At 46.6% G+C, this 21,827-nt stretch carries 16 protein-coding genes; 12 read left to right on the forward strand and 4 right to left on the reverse strand.

Annotated elements, in window-relative coordinates:
- Positions 1 to 133: 133 nt before the first annotated feature.
- On the reverse strand, positions 134 to 1,375 hold the full coding sequence (locus WH96_RS17480) for an ROK family transcriptional regulator (RefSeq protein WP_047765517.1): 1,242 nt from the start codon (positions 1,373 to 1,375) through the stop codon (positions 134 to 136).
- Positions 1,376 to 1,558: 183 nt separating this feature from the next.
- Here WH96_RS17480 and WH96_RS17485 point away from each other — a divergent pair, with 183 nt between their 5' ends.
- From WH96_RS17485 to WH96_RS17525, 10 genes are all read left to right on the forward strand, one after another.
- Positions 1,559 to 2,665: a substrate-binding domain-containing protein gene (locus WH96_RS17485; protein ID WP_218045082.1), complete on the forward strand. Its 1,107-nt coding sequence runs from the start codon at positions 1,559 to 1,561 to the stop codon at positions 2,663 to 2,665.
- 212 nt (positions 2,666 to 2,877) lie between these two features.
- The gene (locus tag WH96_RS17490) at positions 2,878 to 3,843 is read left to right on the forward strand and encodes an ABC transporter permease (RefSeq protein WP_047765518.1); all 966 of its coding nucleotides are present in this window, start codon (positions 2,878 to 2,880) and stop codon (positions 3,841 to 3,843) included.
- A complete protein-coding gene (locus WH96_RS17495; protein ID WP_047765519.1) occupies positions 3,840 to 4,616 on the forward strand; it encodes an ATP-binding cassette domain-containing protein in 777 nt (258 codons plus the stop codon). The genes WH96_RS17490 and WH96_RS17495 overlap by 4 nt, the downstream gene beginning before the upstream one ends.
- Before the next feature lie 120 nt (positions 4,617 to 4,736).
- On the forward strand, positions 4,737 to 6,389 hold the full coding sequence (locus tag WH96_RS17500; RefSeq protein ID WP_047765520.1) for a glycoside hydrolase family 3 protein: 1,653 nt from the start codon (positions 4,737 to 4,739) through the stop codon (positions 6,387 to 6,389).
- Between the two features lie 110 nt (positions 6,390 to 6,499).
- On the forward strand, positions 6,500 to 7,297 hold the full coding sequence (locus tag WH96_RS17505) for an SDR family oxidoreductase (RefSeq protein WP_047765521.1): 798 nt from the start codon (positions 6,500 to 6,502) through the stop codon (positions 7,295 to 7,297).
- 152 nt (positions 7,298 to 7,449) lie between these two features.
- Positions 7,450 to 7,590: a hypothetical protein gene (locus WH96_RS22365; protein ID WP_162937909.1), complete on the forward strand. Its 141-nt coding sequence runs from the start codon at positions 7,450 to 7,452 to the stop codon at positions 7,588 to 7,590.
- Positions 7,571 to 9,376, forward strand: a complete 1,806-nt coding sequence (locus WH96_RS17510) for a hypothetical protein (protein ID WP_156176849.1) — start codon at positions 7,571 to 7,573, stop codon at positions 9,374 to 9,376. The genes WH96_RS22365 and WH96_RS17510 overlap by 20 nt, the downstream gene beginning before the upstream one ends.
- Before the next feature lie 44 nt (positions 9,377 to 9,420).
- Entirely contained in the window at positions 9,421 to 10,344 is a 924-nt protein-coding gene (gene xerD, locus WH96_RS17515) for a site-specific tyrosine recombinase XerD (RefSeq protein WP_047765523.1), read from the forward strand.
- 206 nt (positions 10,345 to 10,550) lie between these two features.
- A complete protein-coding gene (locus tag WH96_RS17520; RefSeq protein WP_047765524.1) occupies positions 10,551 to 11,546 on the forward strand; it encodes an HpcH/HpaI aldolase/citrate lyase family protein in 996 nt (331 codons plus the stop codon).
- 202 nt (positions 11,547 to 11,748) lie between these two features.
- On the forward strand, positions 11,749 to 12,705 hold the full coding sequence (locus WH96_RS17525; protein ID WP_047765525.1) for an acetyl-CoA carboxylase carboxyltransferase subunit alpha: 957 nt from the start codon (positions 11,749 to 11,751) through the stop codon (positions 12,703 to 12,705).
- Between the two features lie 79 nt (positions 12,706 to 12,784).
- Here the strand turns inward: WH96_RS17525 and WH96_RS17530 are convergent, their stop codons facing one another.
- A complete protein-coding gene (locus tag WH96_RS17530; protein ID WP_047765553.1) occupies positions 12,785 to 14,848 on the reverse strand; it encodes a molybdopterin-containing oxidoreductase family protein in 2,064 nt (687 codons plus the stop codon).
- Positions 14,849 to 14,996: 148 nt separating this feature from the next.
- Positions 14,997 to 15,884, reverse strand: a complete 888-nt coding sequence (locus tag WH96_RS17535) for a LysR family transcriptional regulator (protein ID WP_047765526.1) — start codon at positions 15,882 to 15,884, stop codon at positions 14,997 to 14,999.
- Positions 15,885 to 16,014: 130 nt separating this feature from the next.
- On the opposite strand from WH96_RS17535, the gene acdA reads away from it, so the two are divergent.
- Together acdA and WH96_RS17545 are read left to right on the forward strand one after the other, a co-directional pair.
- Entirely contained in the window at positions 16,015 to 17,310 is a 1,296-nt protein-coding gene (acdA, locus tag WH96_RS17540) for a 3-sulfinopropanoyl-CoA desulfinase (protein WP_082130564.1), read from the forward strand.
- 103 nt (positions 17,311 to 17,413) lie between these two features.
- Positions 17,414 to 19,027: a thiamine pyrophosphate-binding protein gene (locus WH96_RS17545; protein WP_047765555.1), complete on the forward strand. Its 1,614-nt coding sequence runs from the start codon at positions 17,414 to 17,416 to the stop codon at positions 19,025 to 19,027.
- A gap of 94 nt (positions 19,028 to 19,121) precedes the next feature.
- On the opposite strand, the gene secA is transcribed toward WH96_RS17545, so the two are convergent.
- Positions 19,122 to 21,797 carry a preprotein translocase subunit SecA gene (gene secA / locus WH96_RS17550; RefSeq protein WP_047765527.1) on the reverse strand — a complete coding sequence of 892 codons (2,676 nt, stop codon included), beginning with the start codon at positions 21,795 to 21,797 and terminating at the stop codon, positions 19,122 to 19,124.
- Positions 21,798 to 21,827 lie beyond the last annotated feature (30 nt).

Below are 21,827 nucleotides of genomic sequence, written 5' to 3' on the forward strand. Positions count from 1 at the left end.
ATTCACATTAATCACTTGAAGCTAGCCTATAGAAAGGATTTCGCTGAAACAAAAGGAAAAGAATGCTGAGGGACAGAATTAAGTATGAATTCTGATCTTTATCAGTTTTGGCGGCATGTTTTAGCTGAAAAGATTACTTCTCGTTAATGTAATGGCCTAACAATTCTGAAAGTCGCTGATAGGAGGTACCAAACTGTGCTTGAGACTTGTAGGCAGCATTTTCCTCCCCAAGCGCGGCATGTATTGGCAGGGTTGCAGCTCCTTTTTGTACCATCTGATCGGCGTGGGGTGATTTGATCACACGCGGTAGATCACGCTCACCCCTCTCGCTAATAGAGCGCATAAAAGGTCTGGATAGACGAATAACAGCTTCAAGAAACCAATCAGGACAGTCGCCGCCCAGAATAATGGTTTCGGGATCGTATAGATTTTCCAGCGAGTTTATACCTACCCGGAAATATTCTGCTTGTTGTTCAAGCCAGGAGATAATTCTTGGATCGTTTGGGGTGATATTTGTAAAAATATCATAGGGATCACAGGGTGTTTTATCCCGTTTTTGTATATATGTTGCCAATGATTCCAGTGATATATAACCGTTAAGACACCCGGGATTTCCACAGGTGCAAATTGGTCCATTAATATTGACGACAAGATGTCCGATAGACCCCGCGCGGGCTGATCTGCCGCCATATATTTTACCATCAACCATCAGACCAGCTGATAAGTCTGGTCCGATAAAAAGGTAGATGAAGTTTCTGAAATTACGGGCGCTTCCTTGTAGAAACTCTGCCAGCGCAGCGGCAGCGGCGGCGGTTTCAAGAAAAGTAGGTATATCCAGCTCTTTGTATAGAAGTTCGGCAATTTTTTTGGGATCTGTCACAATATCACTTTTGGCGTGATGATGATTTCTATCATCATTCTCAGCCATGATGATTCCGATGCCCAGCACGCGTTTGATATCAGTATTGGTTTCTCTTAATACATCAAGACAAAGCGGCTCGATCAGGCGAATGATGTCTTCATCGGTAGAGTATGTCGCGCTAATCTGCTCGGAATGAATTAATTTTCCGGACAAATTGACAAGGCTGATGGCGATTTTGTTGATCTCAATCCGAATGCCGATACTAAAGGCCGCTGACGATGATATTTGGAGTATCCGTGATGGTTTTCCGGTACCACCTTTTTTGTAATTGCCTTCTGTTACCAAGCCTGTTTCAAGGAGTTTTTCGACCAAGTTAGAAATCGTCTGGCGTGTTAGGCCAGTACGCTTGGCAATATCTGCGCGCGAGATTTCATCACTGGAAAGTATTTCACTTAAAGCCAGGCGTAGGTTGTGTGCTTTTGTCTGTTCTAGATTGGTCCCTTTTGGGGGCATGAAGCTAAATGCCTTGTTTGTAAAATGATTGTTTCAATCTACTGAGTAAAATGACAATAGCAAATTTAAAACTTTAATTTATTGATATTGTTTGGTTAATAATGATTAGTCAAAATATTTGACAAATATAAATTTTCTAATACCATTAAATGAAACAAATAATAAGCAAATGGGAGACTGAACGTGTTTGGTGTGAAAGAAATTAAAGTTTTAACTTGGACTTCTTTACTTGCAGCGGGGATTACCGTTGGTATTTCAGCAGCACAGGCAGGACCACTTGAAAGGATTGATTTAGCAAAATCACCTGAAGGTCCAAATGGAAATCCCGCCCAACCCGCAAGTAATATCGCGGTTACTTCAGATGAAGTCGCTGCGATTAAAGGCAAGAACTACAAGGCTGCACTAGTCTGGCATGCTTCGGGTGATTGGGTTAATGCTGTTACAGAGGGGGCGAAGGCAAAGTTTGAAGAATTGGGCATTGAGGTTGTTGCGACAACGGATGCGCAATTTGATTCCGCACGACAGGCGAGTGATGTTGAAAATGTCCTTGCCTTGAACCCAGATATTATTCTGACACTGGTTGTTGATCCGGTAAGTGGCGGCGCAGCGTTCAAGCCGGCTGTGGATAAGGGAACTGAACTTGTTCTGCTTTCTAATCCAATTGCAGGCTATAAACCCAATGTTGAATATACTGGCATAGTGACCGACGATATGTACGGTATGGGTGTTGCTGCGGCTGAAATGATGAGCGATGCAATTGGCGGTGCTGGCAAGATCGGTTTCATTTATCATGACGCCAGTTATTTCATCACCAATAATCGAGACAATGCTTTTCGAACTGCTATTCAGGAAAAGCATGCAGATGTAGAGATTGTTTCGGAAAAAGGCTTCACCGAAGAAGGACAAACATTTGAACTGGCCTCAGCAATGGTTCTACAGAACCCTGACCTCAAGGGGATTTATGTTGCCTGGGATGTTGCTGCTGAAGGTGTGATTGAAGCATTGCGAGCGCAGGGCCGGAGTGATGTCAAGGTTATCACGCACGATCTGGGGCAAAACAATGCGTTGGACATGATCAAGCAGGGTAACATGTATGGTACGGTTGCCGACAGGCCTTATGAAATCGGCCAAGCGATGGCAATGCTCGGTGTTTATGGGCTTTTGGACAAAGAGTCTCCTGCGTTTTCTGTGGTTGGCTATGACAAGGTGACCAAAGACAACCTGGCTATAACCTGGGAGAAATCTTTGCGCCGTCCGATCCCAAAAAAATTAAGTGACGCCCTACAGTAGTTGAAGGGCAGTAGTTGCGAAACCGCTTATCGTTAAAGATCACTTATCCTCTGGGGAATGGGTGATGATATCATTGTCCATTCCTCTCTTTTTATCTTTCAGATCTTTTCGATATAATTCTCTGGTTGATAAGGGGTGAGCGACAAAGCATTGCTTCTTTGGTGATTATCTTTGTTACTTTGAATTTATGAGGCCTTAGCTAAGGTATTGATATGACTTTTCTGTCTGAAACACGATCTCCGGTGTTTCATAAAATTCTTAACCGCGAGTATTTTGTCTATTACGCGTTGATACTTGTGATTGCGTTTTTTGCCGTCGTTCTGTCTGAAACGGCATTTCTGTCGACGCCAAACTTTATGAACATCATACGCCAGACAACGCCCATCACCGTTATGGCGGTGGGGATGACATTTGCTTTGGCTGTGGGACACATTGATCTTTCCGTCGGATCTGTTGTGGCTTTGTCTGCGCTTGTCTGTGGATTACTCGTAGATGTGGTGCCGTGGCCTGTGGCTGTGTTCGCGGGCTTGAGTTCGGGATTGCTTGTTGGATTAATCAATGGCGTCCTTACCGAATGGCTCAAAGTGTCTTCACTGCTTATTACGCTCGGATCAATGGGCGTAATTTCGGGGGTTGCGCGTGTACTAACCAATCTTGAATCAATTCCGATTACGAACGATAGTTTCACCTATATCTTTGGTTCGGGAAGCTTTGGCCCAGTGTCGGTTATGTTTATCTGGACCTTGCTGGCGCTTATTCTGGGGTGGATATTTCTCTCTAAAACCAGGTTTGGCAGTCATCTGTTGGCCGTAGGCGGGAACCCGACGGCATCCCGTGCTTTGGGCATCAATGTTGTGAAAGTCAAAATTACAGCAATGGTTATTGCTGGCGGAGCCGCTGCTATGGCCGGAATGCTCTATGCCGGACGGTTGCATGGGGCGAGATATAGTCTTGGAGAGGCAGATCTTCTGACAGTTATTGCTGCAGTCGCGATTGGCGGCACAAGCCTTTTTGGTGGACGTGCATCCGTTGCTGGGGCTGTGGTTGGCTCATGGCTTATGGGTGTTATCAATAATGGTCTGATTTTATGGGGCTTCTCGACAAACGAGCAGATCATTGCAAGGGGCCTTATTCTGATTGTGGCTGTGGCCATTGGTGTTAAGGAGGACAGAAGATGACTGCTGAATATCATGTGCCGGATAATGCCCTGGAAGTGAGAGAAGTTCACAAATCCTTTGGCGGTGTACAAGCCTTGAAGGGGGTGAGTTTTTCGATCCTTAAGGGCGAAGTTGTTGGGCTTCTTGGCGATAACGGTGCCGGTAAATCGACGTTGGTTCGTTGTATATCCGGGGTGCATCCTCAGGATAAGGGCGAGATTCTGATTAATGGACAGGAAGTCGATATCAAATCGCCGCAGGATGCACGGGATCAAGGTATCGAAACGGTATTTCAGGACCTGGCTGTTATTCCGAACTTTGATGTCTCAAAAAACTTATTTTTGAACCGCGAAATTCTTTCATCCAATCCTATTTTGAAGTTTTTCGGATGGTTGAACCATAAAGAGATGAGCCGCCAAAGCGAAATTGCTTTGAAGCGCCTTAATTCCCGAATTCCGTCTTTCAGGGAAGAAATCAAAAATCTGTCCGGTGGACAACGTCAAGCAGTATCTATTGCCCGTGCTGTGAATTGGGGGGCAGATATTGTGATTATGGATGAGCCAACGGCAGCACTGGGGGTCGAACAGGCAGCTCAAGTGAATAACCTGATCAAGTTGATTAGTTCACAAGGTATCTCTGTGCTTTTGATCAGTCATAATATTCAACATGTTATGGAGGTTTGCCACCGTGCAGTGGTTTTGCGTCATGGACGTGCTGCAGCAAATGTACGGATTGAGGATATAACGCCAGATGATCTTGTTGGGTTGATCACCGGAGCAAAGCGGGCAGCTTGATTAGGTGTGTTAAAGCACTGTTTTGCATGTGTTTGTGGCAGGGCATTTTGCGCTTTTAGTTTGTTCTGACCGTAAAAATATCAGGCCGCAAAAATAGAAGGTAAAAGGATAATGTGTGTAATGGGAAATGCACGTGCGGATGCGCGTGGGTTAATAGCGAAGCTTACGCTGGAACAAAAGGTCGGTCAGCTTTTTATGTTGGCATTTGGGGGCAAAGATCTCATCTATGCCAAGCAGCTTGTTCAGGAGCGTTATGTATCTGGATTTTACATCTCGCAGGATAATGCTGAAACAGTATCTGAAGCTAAGAACTTGACAAAAACCCTGCAAGATACGGCAAGTTCAACAAGACTGGATCTACCGTTGATTTTTGGCGTGGATCAGGAAGGTGCATGGGGCGTTGCTGTATCCGAAACCACGACTGGTCCGGGAAATTTGGCTTTGGGATCGGCGGATGATAGGTCTCTCACGCGCGAAATTTATGGTGTTTACGCACGGGAAATGATGGCGTGCGGGTATAATGTAATCTTGTCACCCTGTGCTGATATTAACAGTAATCCTGATAATCCGATCATTGGAACGCGTTCGTTTGGCGAAGATCGTGACAGGGTTGCCCGACATGTCAAAGCAGCAGTTGAAGGTGCTTTGAAGAATCACATCGTATGTTGTGGCAAACATTTTCCCGGACATGGCGATACAAGTGAGGATAGTCATCGGCTACTGCCAACAGTTGACAGAAGTCTGGTGTATTTACAAGATCAGGATCTTGTTCCTTTTCAGGCAGCGATCGATGCCGGATTGCCAATGATTATGACCTCACACATTAACTTTCCACAAATTGATCCTGATTTTCCCGCAACTCTTTCCCCGAAAATTATGAATGACTTATTGCGTGAGCAAATGGGTTTTCAGGGTGTGATTGTAACGGACAGTATGAATATGTGGGGGATGCGAAAGAACTATGACCCGGCTCAATCTGCTATTTTGGCCCTGAAAGCTGGTTGCGATATTATCATGCTGTCAGAAGAGCATTACGAGCACGATGCAGCAAATTATGTCGCCAAGCAGATGGCGACTATTGACGGTGTGCTACAGGCCGTTGAGGAAGGTGACCTTGCACTTGATATTGTTGAAAATGCTTTGGAGAGAATTTTTTGCCTCCGGATTCAACTGGCAAGGAATACAAGACGCAGCGAAACGGACTTCAGCGATATCTCAACTGAAAAACATCGTAATCTTGCTGATCTTGCCGCAGAAAAAGCTATTCGTGTTGTTCGTGACCGAGACAACCTTATTCCTTTTAAGGACGCGTTTAAAAGCAAAGTGAAGCTGATTGGCCTTAGTGGTGCTGAGGCACATCAAATGGTCGTTAGTACGCGTGGTATCGGACCTAATGATCCGCAGGCGGCTTTTGATGTGCTATGCGAAGAACTCAAAAATACCTCTGTAGATATCGAAATTTTATCAGAGATAGATTTTCAAGGTCTTCTTGCTGGAGAGCAAAGTATAGATAAGGAGGATATCGTAATTGGTGTGAGCGAAGATTATCCGCTTCCCGGTATGGATTATGACGTTGATCTTCAAGAAGAACGATTGAGTAAACTTATCGAAATTACCAAAGGTAAGATGGTTGTTTGTGCTCTTCGAAGTGATTATGAACTGAGATCTTATCCTGATTTAAGTACTTATGTCGCGGCCTATTCAAGTCGCGCTTGTTCAGCTAGGGCAATGGCCCGGTTTATTGTTAAAGCATTGGCTGGTTGTGAAGGTTAGAGACACTTTTCTGACGTATATTGTATCTAAATTCAGTAAAGATGTATGGTGCATTTCTTTTGGTTCTCTAAGGTTATTTTTAGGAGATAGAGCTTGGAAGGACTTGTGGGATGGACTTAAATCTTCAGGGGTATCGTGTGCTGATTACGGCAGGGGGCGCTGGACTTGGTCGAGCGACAGCCGAGGCTTTCCTTCGTGAAGGGGCTGATGTCCACGTTTGTGATATTGATCAAAAGGCGTTGGATGATTTTCCTTTCGAGAAGAGTTCAGAGACTGTTGGGCAACTAACGAAAAGCTTACTTGATGTCACGGACGAGCAAGGTGTGAAGGCCTTGTTTGCTGAATTGAAAGCAACTTTCAATGGCTTGGATGTGTTGGTTAATAATGCTGGCATTGCTGGACCGACAGGCGAGCTGGAAACACTGGACTATGGTGCTTGGCAAAAGTGCATTTCTGTAAATATTGATTCGCAGTTTCTCTTTTCCCGTGAAGCCATCCCCTTGATGAAAAAACAAAAAAGCGGTTCAATATTTAACTTGTCTTCGACCGGAGGATTGTTCGGTTTTCCTTATCGAACACCTTATGCCGCGGCAAAATGGGCTGTCGTTGGTATTACCAAGACAATGGCGATGGAGCTTGGACCCTATGGCATTAGAGTCAATGCAATTGCCCCGGGATCTGTGTCTGGTCCGCGCATGGATCGGGTGATTGAGGCATCTGCTCAGGCGCAAAATATTTCTGCTGATGTGGTGCGTGGACAGTTTGAAAAACAGACATCCATGAGGACTTTTGTTTCACCCCTAGATATTGCAAATATGATTCTCTTTGCGTCCTCCCCGAAGGGAAATAAAATTTCAGGTCAGGTTTTGACGGTTGATGGTCATACAGAGGGACTGTCAGCCCATTGAGGTGCCAAATAAAAGGGGGCGGACCTCAACAGATTGTTTACAGATACAAAACCGGGTTTTAGACTGTCCCAATCTCGCCATACTCTAGTGATAGATATATGGTGTTATGAATAGCTTATTGACCCAAACAGATAGAGTAAAGCTTACGCTCCATGAAGAAATTCGGCCTTTTTGTCTTTGTTATCCTGATCGGTGCTTTACTCGCAGGGGGAGTTTTCCTTTTGACGTGGGATATTCCCGCGCCTTCTGCCAATGTGGAAAAGGTCATTCCCAATGATCGCCTCACCAAATAAGATGTCGTTTCAGTTATCTAAATCTGCACTCGTGGGAACTGTCTTAAGGCTTTCCATGGCGGCTCTTTTTGCCGGGGGCGGCACTTCCGCCTATGCCCAGACGCAATTGATCCCGCAGCAACCGACAACAAACCAATCGATAACAGGAGAACCTTTAACCGAGACTCCTGCCTCGCCGATTAGCTCTGGCGGGATACAGGTTGATAGTCTCGGTGGTCTCGATTTGGACAGCATCGGAACCCTTAGCCTCGGGCAAGGTGGATTTGGGTATGACATGTGGCGGCAGAGCTCGTTGCAGGACGTTTTTGCCCTGATTACGCAAATGCCTGTGAGCTATCATTCTGCGGTTGGAAACAATCTGGCAAAGAGACTGTTGTTATCGAGTGCCGGACGCCCATTGGATGATAAGCCTCTGCAGAGTGAACAAAGCCTTCTGTCCCTTCGCCTGGAAAAGTTGGCTGAGCTTGGTGCTTACACTGAACTTGATAATCTGTTTCAACGTATACCGACACGTTCCGATAGCGAACAACAGGCGCGTTATCGAAGCGACAGTCTTTTGATGACCGGAAAAAATGGTGATGCCTGTCAGGTTATTCAGGGAATGTCCGCCACAGGTAAGGACAGCTATTGGACACGTGGTATGGTCTATTGCCACTTTCTGCAAAAACAAGTTGATCAGGCTCTTTTAGGTTTGGATTTACTGAGAGAAACAGGTGACGCAACAGACCCGCTTTTTGAAGAACTTGCTCTTGCTGCGTCTGGTGCAAACATCAAATTATCCGGCAAAAGTGCTGGGCGTGTTGAACCCATTCACTGGGCGCTGGCTGCGCTTTCAGCAACTCAACTTCCTGCTGATCTTGATGATTTTCTCGATCCAGGAGTTCGCAGAGCTTTGATCTCGACAGAAAGCTACCCTTTGGATAGACGTGTTTATGCTGCTGAAGTTGCTGTAAGAAGCGGTGCTCTGTCTCCTAATGCTCTGGTTGATCTTTATAGTCGTTACGCTTTTGAACCGGCTGAGCTTGATGGTGTTGTTGGTGGGCAAATAAAACACGAAGGCCCGGAATTACGTGCTTTATTCCTTCAGGCTACACAATTACAGACTGTACCTGCTGCAAGAGCCGAGATTGTGAAAGCTGCTCTTGATCAGGCAGAGACAGATGGCATGGGTATTCTGATGTCACGCGTTGTTGCCGACCTGGTAGCTGAGATTCCGCACTCTGCCGATCTGACATGGTTTGCATTACCTGCTGGGCGAATACTTTATCTGGCAGGACAATACGAACGGGCTAATGCATGGCTGCTTTTGGCGCGTCAATATATGTTGAGCGAAGAAACCGCTGCAGCAAATTTGACCTCCCTTTGGCCGTACGCTCGACTTTCTGGAATGGAAGGTGGTGAAAGATACGGAACCTTAAAAGGATGGGCATCTGCTCAAAGCGGCCTGGGACCTGAAGTCCTGAACCAACAGTTGGTAATGTTAAGATCCTGTATGCAGGCATTGGGCGAGGAAACCCGTTTGAGTTGGGGAGAGCTTGCTTCTATGGAAATTGCCTCACCAGGTTTAGCGCCATCAGCTGCTTTGCTCTATGCATTAAAAGATGCGCAGAATGGGGGACGCCTTGCTGAAGTTGTTTTGCTTAGTCTGATCATCCTGGGTGAACAGGGGCCAGGTAATACGCACAGCCTTGCGCTTGGGAGCGTTGTTGAAGCACTCTATTCTGTTGGTTTGCAAACTGAGGCTCGCTCACTGGCAATTGAAGCTACTGTTCTCAGCGGTATTTGATTCATGTGGGCAATTGATGCCTGGTGATTGATGGCAGATGATTGATGATTAGCTCATCCCGAATTCCCATCTTTCTGGAAATGATGTCTGCAGAACGCGGTGCCAGTCAGAATACGTTGGAATCTTACGCGCGAGATCTGGAGCGTTTTGAGGACTTCTTGTCAGGAGGTCGAAAAGAACTGACAGATGTTGAGGCGTCGGATATTCGCAACTATTTGGCTGATCTTACTACAGAAGGCCTTAGTGCCCGAACACAGGCACGTCATTTGTCTTCTTTGAAGCAGTTCTATCTATTCCTTATGGAAGAAGGGATCAGGCAAGATAACCCTATTGCGGAAATCAGCTCTCCACGTATGGCGCAATCTTTGCCAAAGTTTCTTTCTGTTGAAGATACAGATGCGCTGCTAAAAGCTGCGCAAGAAAATTCCACAGACGAAGGCCTGCGTCTGTGTGCTTTGATCGAATTGCTCTATGCTACAGGGATGCGAGTAAGTGAGCTCGTGTCTTTGAAGGTATCACAAACACAGCGTGACCCGCGTATTTTGACTGTAATGGGTAAGGGGAACAAAGAACGGCTTGTGCCGCTTAGTCCCCAGGCACGTGAGGCATTGGATCGGTATCTTCTGGTCAGGAACAACTTTCTACCTAATTTGGAGCGGGATAAGACCAAAGATGCGGGATGGGTTTTCCCTTCACGGGGGAAGAGTGGTTACCTGACACGCCATCGCGTCGGCCAGCTTCTGAAAGAGTTGGCGATACAGGGCGGGGTCATGCCGTCCAAGGTGTCTCCACACGTTTTACGCCACGCGTTTGCTACTCATTTGTTGGAAAACGGTGCTGATTTGAGGTCTGTTCAAAAAATGCTAGGCCATTCAGATATTTCAACAACACAGATCTATACACATGTTTTGCAAGAGCGTTTGCAAAAGTTTGTGTTTGAAAAGCATCCTTTGTCCCCAAAACCCTGATCTCTCGCTCAATTGAAAATCATCAGAGCTACGAGGTTCTTTTCTTAACCTGTGATGGTTTCCTAGCGGTGTTTGCGTACTTCTCTACAAGACAAATTTTTTCTTGAGGTTGACAGAATTAATTTGTGAGAGCACAGTTTATGTTGCGGTGCACAATAAGAGTTGGCTGTCCTTTAAAAGCTAACCGGAACCCCAGGGAGTAAGACATGAGCTTTACAATTCCAGAAGAAACCACTTCACGCCTCAATCGTAGTGAGCTGGCTGTACCGGGAAGTAATCCCGTATTGTTTGAAAAAGCGGCAGCATCCAAAGCCGATGTGATTTTTTTGGATTTGGAAGATGCCGTTGCGCCAGATGATAAAGAACAGGCGCGTAAAAATGTTATTGAGGCGATAAACGATATCGATTGGGGGAATAAAACTCTGTCGGTTCGTGTTAATGGTCTGGATACGCCCTATATGTATCGGGATGTGATTGATGTGCTTGAACAGGCTGGCGATAGACTGGATCTGTTCATGATTCCCAAGGTAGGAACCGCGGCGGATATCTATGCACTTGATATGCTTTGTACCCAGGTTGAAACAGCCAAAGGGCGCAAGAAAGTCGTTGGTTTTGAAATGATTATTGAAACGGCTCTCGGCATGCAAAATATCCATGAAATCGCTGCAGCTTCGAAACGGAATGAAAGTCTGCATTTTGGTGTCGCGGACTATGCGGCATCAACAAAAGCCAGGACGACAGGTATCGGTGGACCCAATCCGATGTATGGTGTTTTAACGGATATCGATGGTGATACACCGAGAGATTTTCACTGGGGAGATATGTGGCATTATGCGATAGCACGGATGGTTGTTGCTGCACGTGCGAACGGTCTTCGTGCTATTGATGGCCCTTTTGGCGATTTTTCTGATCCGGAAGGATATCGCGCCCAGGCAAACAGAGCGACAATTCTCGGCTGTGAAGGAAAGTGGGCCATACATCCAAACCAGATTGGGATTGCGAATGAGGTGAACAGCCCATCAGAAGCAGAAGTGAATAAAGCCAATCGTATTCTCGAAGCCATGGAACAGGCGCAACGTGAAGGCAAAGGTGCCGTTTCTTTAGATGGACGGTTGATTGATATTGCCTCTATTCGTCAGGCAAGTGTAATGGTTGAAAAAGCAAAAGAGATTGCCCAGGCGGATGCTGTGTCTGATGGTTAATACTTGATAACAAAGGTTGATTTTTTTGTGTAGGCCGGCTTCAAAAATAGCCGGCCTTTTTTATTATGGCTCTTAGCCATGCTGGGCAGGGAACACTTCATGTAATCAAAATAAAGCTAAAACTTGAAATTGTACGCTTGAAAGGTACTATGCGACGACTATATTTGTTGACTGATTTTCACGATGTGATAGACAACGCCTTATGCAAAATTTCCTAGATTTCGAAAAACCGATTGCTGAGCTTGCTGGTAAAATTGAAGGCTTGCGGCACCTGTCTGACAGCAGCAGTGATGTGAACATTGCTGAAGAAGTTTCCAAGTTGGAAGCGAAGGCTGACAAGCTGTTGCGCCAAACTTACGCTAAGCTGAGCCCGTGGCAAAAAACACTTGTTGCACGCCATCCTGATCGTCCTCATTGCAAGGACTATATCGAGGCGTTAATCGAAGACTATACACCCTTGGCAGGGGATCGGGCGTTTGCCGAAGATTTCGCCATTCTGGGTGGCTTAGGGCGTTTTCGTGGTCAATCCGTTGTTGTGATTGGTCAGGAAAAAGGCGCTGACATGCACAGTCGCGTGAAGCACAATTTTGGCATGGCACGTCCAGAAGGCTATCGTAAAGCGCAACGTTTAATGGACATGGCAGAGCGCTTTGACCTTCCTGTCATCACTTTGGTTGATACGGCCGGTGCCTATCCTGGTGTTGGCGCGGAAGAGCGCGGCCAGTCCGAAGCGATTGCGCGGAGTATCGAAAAATGCCTTGCGATTAAGGTTCCACTTGTTTCTGCTGTTATCGGCGAAGGTGGATCTGGAGGAGCGATTGCCTTGGCTGCTGCAAACACAGTGCTAATGCTTGAACACTCAATCTATTCAGTAATTTCACCTGAAGGATGTGCTTCAATTCTTTGGCGTTCTGGGGATCAGGCCAAAGAAGCTGCCGAAGCTCTTAAACTGACAGCTCAAGATCTGGCAACACTTGGTGTTATTGATGAAATTATTGCGGAGCCAATGGGCGGTGCGCATCGTGCAAAAGACGTATGCATGACCGCGTTGGGCGATAGCATCGAAAAGCATCTGCAAGAACTATCTCAGTTCGGTGGGGCTGAGCTTCGCCAGAAGCGCCGGGATAAATTCTTGGAGATGGGCCAAAAAGGTCTCTGATACTTGAAGATGATTACGTTAAAGGCCGCTTTGCAGCGGCCTTTTTTGTGGTTGGAAGAGCTTGATTTATGGAAAAATTTTAAGCCGGAGCGATGTCAACGAAAGTATCGTTATAACAGGCGCCGGACATGATATCTGTTCGTATCTCAGAATTGATCAAGGCATTTACGGTCTGCTTGGAATCACTGGACTTTAGCCAGGTTCCTTTCGGCGAATAGAAAACGCCGGGTTTGACCTTGTCGGTAACTTTGGCCAAGAGAATAACTTCCCCCAAGGCATTCCATATTCTGACCTTTGAATTATTGGTAATCCCCTTTGCCTGAGCATCTTGGGGGTGAATTTCAAGTTGCTCTATGGCGATTGAGTCTTTGTGACCACCAAAGGTTGCGTTTGTCCGCTTACTGGATGACGGGGAGATCAAGGCAAAGGGAAGGTTCTGTGTGACTTCTTCATAACGGGGAAGACCGTATCCAAACTGTTGTTCCATATCTTCAGAGTAGAGCTCTATTTTGCCTGTTTTTGTTGCCGGAAAGACTGTTTTGCACATGATAAGTTCCTGATCGTTTTCAGCCAGCATGGGCAAAGATCGATCAAGAGGTACTTCACTGGGGCGAAGGCCCTTCATCTGTGGTGCTTTGGGATCGTAGGCTTCATCCATCAGTTGATAATCATCTGTTTTAAAGAGGTCGTCGTTAAATCCAAACCGCGCAGCCAGCCGCCGGAAAATTTCGGTATTGGGCAGAGAGTTCCCCACAGCAGGGATAACAGGTTCAGCTCTTTGAAGATGGGCCTGACCATAGGCGGCATAGATATCCGGAGACTCGAAATGGCTTGATGCTGGTAGAATAATATCAGCATAGGTCATGCTGTCGTTCATCACGACATCACATCCGACGATAAAAACATCTTCCCGACTGAGAGCCCGGCGCATTCTATTTTGATCCGGATGGGTACAAACCGGATTGTGGTTATAGATAAAGACCGCTTTGATCGGTGGCGCCAGATTATCGTCTAGTATGTGTTTGGCAACATCGACAATATTGAGCATTCTGACCCCTTCGGGCATCAGATCCGGGCGTCTGAGTTTGTTTGGAGTGGCTGGAAATGCGAAGCCTTGTTTGGCAATGACACCAGCCCCGGCCCGGCCCATGTTTCCTGTTATAACTTGTAGGGCCATTGCCGCACGGATAGAAGATCCGCCTGAATGTCCGCGTTCTGCACCGTTACCAACCGACATGGAAACATTGTTCGCTGCGGTGTAAGTGCTCAAAAACTCTTGGATTTGTTCCAAGGGGACTTCGCAAATTCTTGCGGCATCGTCCAAGGAGTATTTTTTTGCGGCCTGTAGATATTCTTCTATTCCATAGACCCAGCGATTGATGAAATCGGTGTCTAGTGCTGAACACTTTTCCAGTTCAGCAGCCAATGCTAAAAAGAGAACGATATCGGTGCCTGGTTTGATCTGAATATAGAGATCGGCCTGTTCGGCAATCTTGATTTTCTTTGGATCAATAACGATCAGCTTTGCGCCATTCTTTTTGGCAGCTTTAATGATCCTTGCTAAGTGTAGGTTGGAAACCGTAACGTTATTACTTGCAACAACAATCAGATCAGATTTACCCGCTTGTTCCGGTTCCATGCCGGGGGCACTGCCGAATAGGCTGGTGTAAGCGGTTCCCCGCACTGCCCCACAAAGAGGGCCTCTGTCGAGTTGGGTTGCGCCTAATTTATGAAAGAAGCGATAATCCATCGATCCGCCAGCGAGCTGCCCGTGAGGACCTGAATAGTTGAGGGGGAGCACGGATTGAGGGCCATACTTTCCAATGGCAGAGTTTATGCCGTTGTATATATGGTCAAAGGCTTCTTCCCAGCTAATGGCCTTATATTCCAATGACCCTCTGGGGCCAGTTCGCAAAAGAGGTTGTGTTAAACGGCCTTCTCCATGGATGAAATCAGGGTAGTAATTGGATACTTTTTTGCAGATGGCGCCAGCGGTGTATGGGTTCGCATCAGATCCGCGGACCTGAATGATATGTTTTCCGTCTGTAACGACGGACAGACTACAGGTATCTGGGCAGTCGAGAGGGCAAACACTGGGTTTGGTTTGTAGATTCGGTGTCGTCGCGGCTGTATCCGGGGACATTTTCTTTGGCTCCATACGCATTATTGCGCTTTATTTCATCTTTCCTGATGTAATCTTTTAAAGTCGATGATTACATATCGCAGGATAGGGCCAATTTTTTGTTCTAGTAGGTCCATTTATTATAATGACTTGGTACCGATTTTTTGAATTAGGTGCTCAGGACTTCTTTTAGTGTTGTTGCGAGAATACCTGTCAGATCCGGGCGTTGCCCGCGATGTTTCTCAACAAGGGAGACTATTCGTGTTGAGCTTGGTTTTCCAAAGGGACGAACCAGCAAATTTGTTCTGTTTTCGAGGCTGTTTTCGGGCACAATCGCAGCACCAAGCCCCTTTGCCACCATGCGCTGGATCGCTTCCAGGGAATCAAGTTCCATGGCCTCTCTTAAATTTGCACCTCTGTTTTTGAGGCTCTGTTCGATAACGCGACCAACGCCTGTCAGATGATTGAAACGTACAAAGGGAAGTTGGCTTAAGAGTGCGATGTCACCATCTTTAGTTTTGGCGATCTTTTCATTTTCAATATTTTTCTGGGCAATAACAACAAGGCGTTCTTCCCTCAGCTTTGTTGATTTCAATGCTTCGTCCAGACGTTGAACCTCGGTGATAATGATGCAATCCAGCTTTCCCTGTATCAGCTCACGAGTTAGTTCTGTACTCAATCCACTTTCTAGCCGTACATGCAAGCGTGGATGTTCTTGTCCAAGTCGAGCAAGGACCTCTGGTAAAAAGGACGATGTTGCGCTGGGGATGGCTCCTAATCTCAAAAGGCCAGATAGATCGCCGGCTTTGGATCCTGCTTCTGATAAGGAATCATATAGGTTGATAATTTCCTGGGCCTTTCCCAACAATCGAAGGCCCGTTGGGTTAAGGTCAGGGGGGCGTCGCGTCCGATCAAAAAGCTCGGTCTGTAATTCATCCTCCAACGATTTTATCTGCATGCTGATGGCTGAATGGGTTAAACCCAGCTTTTCTGCTGCGGCCTGAAAGCTACCGGTTTCAGAAATTTCTATCAAAGTGCGTAGTTGGCGAATACCCATAAATAACATCAAAATAATTGAAGTAAGAAGTTATTTTAATTCGTTTGATTTGAAGAAGGCAAGCGCGAGATAATAAAATCTGTGAATAACACATGTCCTGTTGCCTGATGAGGCCAAATGGAGAAACTAAATGCTAGCAAATCTTGATCGACTAGATGCTTCGGAAGCTTCTGATAAGACAGAGAAATCTCGTCTGTTTACGATTGAAGATATTCGGCAGCGTGCCCGAAGTTTGGCACAGGACGTTTTTACGCCTCGGGCTGCATCAATTGATTCTGCTGAGATGTATCCCTGGGAAAATTGCTTTGCTTTACGGGATGCTGGTTTCATGGGGATGACAATTCCCAAGGCTTACGGTGGTGCCGGGGCAGGTTATCGGGAAGCTGTCGTGTTGGTCGAAGAAGTCGCCAAGGCTTGTGGTGTCACAGGGCGCATCGCCGTTGAAGCAAACATGGGGGCCATCGGCGCAATTATGGCCTATGGCACGGAAAAGCAGAAGAAGCTTGCTGCGGAGCTGGTGCTTGATGGTGACAAACCTGCGATTTGTATTACTGAGCCTGAAAGTGGTTCGGCAGCCACTGAAATGACCACGCGTGCTGATAAAGTGGGTAATGGCTATGTCCTAAACGGTACAAAACACTGGATTACCGGTGGAGGCGTTTCGCGACTACACCTTATCTTTGCACGTGTCTATGAAGACGAAGAACCGCAAGGTATTGCTAGTTTTCTTGTGGTGCGGGGCGAACCAGGTGCTGAAGGGCTGTCAATAGGACGGCGAGAGCCAACGATGGGATTGCGAGGAATTCCCGAAACCGAAGTTCATTTGAAAGATCTACACGTACCATCTGATATGATGTTGCAACCTCCTTCCGGCCTTCGTAAAGGCTTTGGTGATTTAATGACGGCCTATAACGGACAGCGTGTCGGGGCTGCTGCGGTTGCACTTGGGATTGCGGTTGGGGCCTACGAACAGGCCGAAGATTTCATTCAAAATCGAGAACAATTTGGCCGCCCGATCTGCGAGTTTCAGGGGTTACAATGGATGCTTGCTGATATGTCTGTACAAATTAGTGCGGCAAGAGCGTTGATAAATGAAGCGGTTTCCGGGGAAGGTTTCCCGGACAAAACGAAGGCTGCACAGGCAAAGCTCTTTACGTCTGAAATGGCCGTTACTGTGACAAATAATGCGTTACAGATGCATGGTGCTGCTGGTTATTCCAGACGCAATCCGGTGGAACGCATGGTCCGTGATGCGCGTATGTTTACTATTGGTGGGGGAACGGCACAGGTTCTCAGAAATGTGATCGCTTCTGATTTGTTAAATCGTAAGTTTCCCCAGACAAGGGATGGCTATGTAGCTCGTTCTTCTGGTAAATCTTCCATAGACGATCTTCGATCAGTTGTTGAGCATAGTCCCAAGCTTTAAAGTTTAAGGGCTAATATACAGCTAAACATCTGGTTTTAAGTAACTCTCTCTTAGGAGGGAGTAGTTAGTGTTGTGTGTAATGATTAATTTGAGAGAAGCCACCATGAGCTTGACGACCGCTGATATTCTTGCCCAACGCCTTTTTGATGCGGGGTGCCGCCATGCATTTGGCATACCGGGTGGCGAAGTTTTAAGTGTCATGCATGCACTTGATCGCGCAGGCCTTGAGATCGTCCTAACCAAGCATGAAAATGGTGCAGGCTTTATGGCTGAAGGAACCTATCATCGCACGGGTGCGCCAGGCGTTCTTTTTGCGACGCTGGGACCGGGCATGGCCAATGCTTTTAACGTTATTGCTAATGCACATCAGGATCGAGTGCCGTTGATCTTTTTGACGGGACGGGTCGATGAGTATGATATGGCAAGCTACACTCATCAGGTTTTTGATCACAGCAAGGCACTGGAACCTGTCGTGAAGGGCAGCTTTACCCTCGTGGATGGGGCGGTTGACCGTGTTGTCGATAAAGCCTTGTCTTTGGCACAGTCAGGCCGTCCCGGACCCGTGCACATTGATGTGCCGATTTCTTTAGCCGCTAAAGTACAGAGTGCGATTCCTAAATTATGGCAACCGAAGTATCTGCCAACAGTGCCTGCCGAGAATGCCGACTTTGCCGACCTGAGAGAGTGTTTATCCAAGTCAGAAAGACCTTTGGCGGTTTTAGGGTTGGAGATCCTTAGCGAGGGTTGTGAGGCGGACGTAAAAGACTTCCTTCTCAAACATGGTATTCCATCTGTTGCTACCTATAAGGCGAAAGGAGTTGTTCCTGATGATCACCCTCTTTCTCTTGGTGGTGCGGGACTTTCCCCGAAAGCAGATAAGACAGTTCTGCCCTTGATCGAGAAAAGTGATTGCATTCTTTTGATTGGTTATGACCCAATTGAAATGCGCCATGGGTGGCAGGATGTCTGGCAACCTGAAAGACAGTTTATTGCCGAATTTACGCTTGAGTCGAATTTGCATGGTATGCATCGGGCTAGCTGTACCTTTGTCGGTTCTTTGGCTCCTGCGCTACAGGCCCTAGATCAGGGATTGGAACTTGGTGCTGTTTGGGGTAATGGTGATTTTGCGAAGGCTAAAGAAGAGATTGTCGCTGCATTCCCCCGGGACGAAGAGTGGGGACCATCTGCCATTGTCGATGAAGTACGTAAGGCTTTGCCTGATCATGGGCTTGCGTCAGTGGATTCTGGGGCTCATAGAATTTTGCAAAGTCAGCAATGGATCTGTCGGGAGCCCCATACTCTTATTCAATCCAGCGGTTTATGCACGATGGGCTGTGCTTTGCCCTTAGCTATGGGGGCTAAAGTTGCATCACCTGATTTGCCTGTGGTTGCTTTTACCGGCGACGCAGGGCTAGAGATGATTCTCGGTGAGTTATCGACGCTGAGAGATTTGAAATTGCCTGTTGTAGTCGTTGTCTTTGTGGATGCATCGCTTGCTTTGATTGAATTGAAGCAGCGCGGAAGTGGCAGGGAAAACCTTGCTGTGGATTTTGGTGGCACTGATTTTGCGGCCTTGGCCAATGCCATGGGGGGCGTTGGTATCAATGCTCGAAATCGTGAAGAATTGCAAACAGCCTTGAGTACGGCTTTTGTGGGTGAAAAATTTACCTTGATTGCTGCTCATATAGAGCGTGAGTCCTATGATGGGAAATTCTGATTTTCTGTAGGTGGCAGAGTACTCGAAAATAATAAAGGCGGCCAAAGAGCCGCCTTTATTTATGAGTTAAATCGTTTAATCGACTAGCTTAGTTTTAGTTTAATTTTCCATGGCAATGTTTGTATTTTTTGCCTGATCCACATGGACATGCCGCGTTACGGCTGGTTTTCCCCCAGGTAGAAGGATCGTTTTGATCAAACTCTTTTGCCTGCACTGTTGTTGAGCCAGTTGTCTGTGCCGGGTCCTGTCTGGACTCGTGCATCTCTTGCTCTTGGCGTGGCACTGTTGCATTTTCCGGTGTTTGTAGTTCGAAGCGATGCATCAGCATTGTTAGCTCATCACGTACAGAATCGAGCATAGATTCAAACATTTCAAAAGCTTCACGCTTGTACTCATCAAGCGGATTTTTCTGCCCGTAAGCACGCAAGCCAACAGCTTGTTTAAGGTGATCAAGGGACAGCAGATGCTCTTTCCATTGCTTGTCGAGGACCATAAGGAGCAACTGTTTTTCAAGCGAACGCATTACATCCGGGCCGTAATTAGCCGTCTTTGCGGCCATTTTCTCGTTACTGGCTTGAAGAATGCGATCCAGAATTTCCTGATCGGCGATACCTTCTTCTTCCGCCCAATCTTTAACGGGCAGATCCATGGCAACAAGGCGCATACACTCTTCGTGCAGGCTATCCAATTCCCATTGTTCAGCATAGGCATTAGCTGGAATTGTCCGTGTCACAAGGTCTTCGAGAACCTCATGACGCATGGAAGCCACGGTGTCCTTAACTTCTTCTGCGGACATAACTTCTTTGCGTTGTTCGTAAATAACCTTACGCTGATCATTCATCACATCATCAAATTTGAGGATGTTCTTACGAATTTCAAAGTTTCTGGCTTCAACTTTTTTCTGTGCTTTTTCCAGCGCTTTATTCACCCATGGATGAATAATAGCTTCACCATCTTCAAGACCGAGCTTCTGGAGCATTGAATCCATACGTTCAGATCCAAAGATACGCATCAGGTCATCTTCGAGGCTGAGGAAGAATTTGGACGCACCGGGATCTGATTGTCGACCGGAACGTCCGCGAAGCTGATTGTCGATACGACGGCTTTCATGGCGTTCACTACCGATCATAAACAGGCCGCCAGCCTTATTCACAATCTCTTTGTTCACAGCTACTTCTGCGGATATTTTAGCGGCTTTAGCTTGCTTCTGGGTTTCGTCAGATATGCCGAGCGTTTCATGCTCTATGCGCATCTCTTCGTTACCGCCCAGTTTAATGTCTGTTCCGCGACCCGCCATGTTTGTTGCAATTGTTACGGCACCAGGTGAGCCCGCCTGTGCAACAATCATGGCTTCTTGTTCGTGGTAACGTGCGTTTAGAACCTTGTGCTCAATTTTCTCTTTTTGGAGCAAAGTAGCAAGGTATTCTGATTTCTCAATCGTAACCGTACCAACGAGGACAGGTTGCTGGCGTTCGTGGCATTCTTTGATCTGCTTGATAATTGCCGCATCACGTTCCTGACCTGTGCGATAGACTTCATCATCATGGTCAATACGAATGCAAGGTAGGTTGGTTGTCATGGAAATAACGTCAAGCGAGTAGATAGCCGAAAATTCTTCCGCTTCTGTCATCGCTGTACCAGTCATCCCGGCCAATTTGGGGTAAAGTCGGAAGTAATTCTGGAAGGTGATCGATGCTAACGTCTGATTTTCGTTTTGGATCTCAGCGTTTTCTTTCGCTTCAAGTGCCTGATGCAGGCCTTCTGAGAAACGACGCCCTTCCATCATGCGACCCGTGAATTCGTCAATGATAACAACTTTATTGTCTTTGACGATGTAATCTTTATCGCGCTGGAATAGTTTGTGCGCTTTCAGGGCCTGATTGATGTGGTGCAGTGTGCTGACATTTTCGATCTCATAAAGAGAGCCTTGCATGACTCCATCATCCATGAGCTTTTTCTCTATGAAGTCAACACCCTCGTCAGTCAATGTTACAGAACGTGTCTTCTCATCAAGTTCATAGTGCTCTTCTGTTAGTAAAGGCACATATTTGTTTATCGTAATATAGCTCTCTGATGAGTTTTCTGCGGGGCCAGATATAATAAGCGGTGTTCTGGCTTCATCAATAAGGATTGAATCTACTTCATCGACGATGGCATAATTGAATTCTCTTTGAACCATCTGGTCGATTTCAAACTTCATGTTGTCACGAAGGTAATCAAATCCGAGTTCATTGTTTGTGGCATAGGTAATGTCACAATTGTAGGCAAACGCACGCTCTTCTTCGCCCTGACCCGGGAATACACAGCCAACGGTCATCCCCAGAAAACGATAGATTTGACCCATCCACTCGGCATCACGTTTGGCAAGGTAATCGTTGACCGTGACGACGTGAACACCTTTGCCTTCGATTGCGTTCAAGTAAACAGGCAAGGTCGCAACAAGTGTTTTACCTTCACCCGTTGCCATTTCACTGATCATGCCACGATGAAGGACGATACCGCCCATCATCTGAACGTCAAAGTGTCTCAAACCAAGAGTTCTGCGAGATGCTTCACGGACGGTCGCAAATGCTTCCGGCAAAATATCGTCGAGTGTTTCTCCTTGCTTCAGGCGATTACGAAACTTTTCTGTTTGTCCTTTGATATCGTCGTCAGACAGTTTTTCCAGCTCTGCTTCAAAGCTGTTGATAGACAAGACAATAGAGTTAAGGCCTTTTAGGTAACGGTCATTGGCAGAGCCAAACATCCGCTTCACAAGCGCACCGAGCATTGAGTACCCCTTGCGTGAAAACGCAGTTCA

The organism is Kiloniella spongiae (genome assembly GCF_001026905.1).
Taxonomy (GTDB): Bacteria; Pseudomonadota; Alphaproteobacteria; order Kiloniellales; family Kiloniellaceae; genus Kiloniella; species Kiloniella spongiae.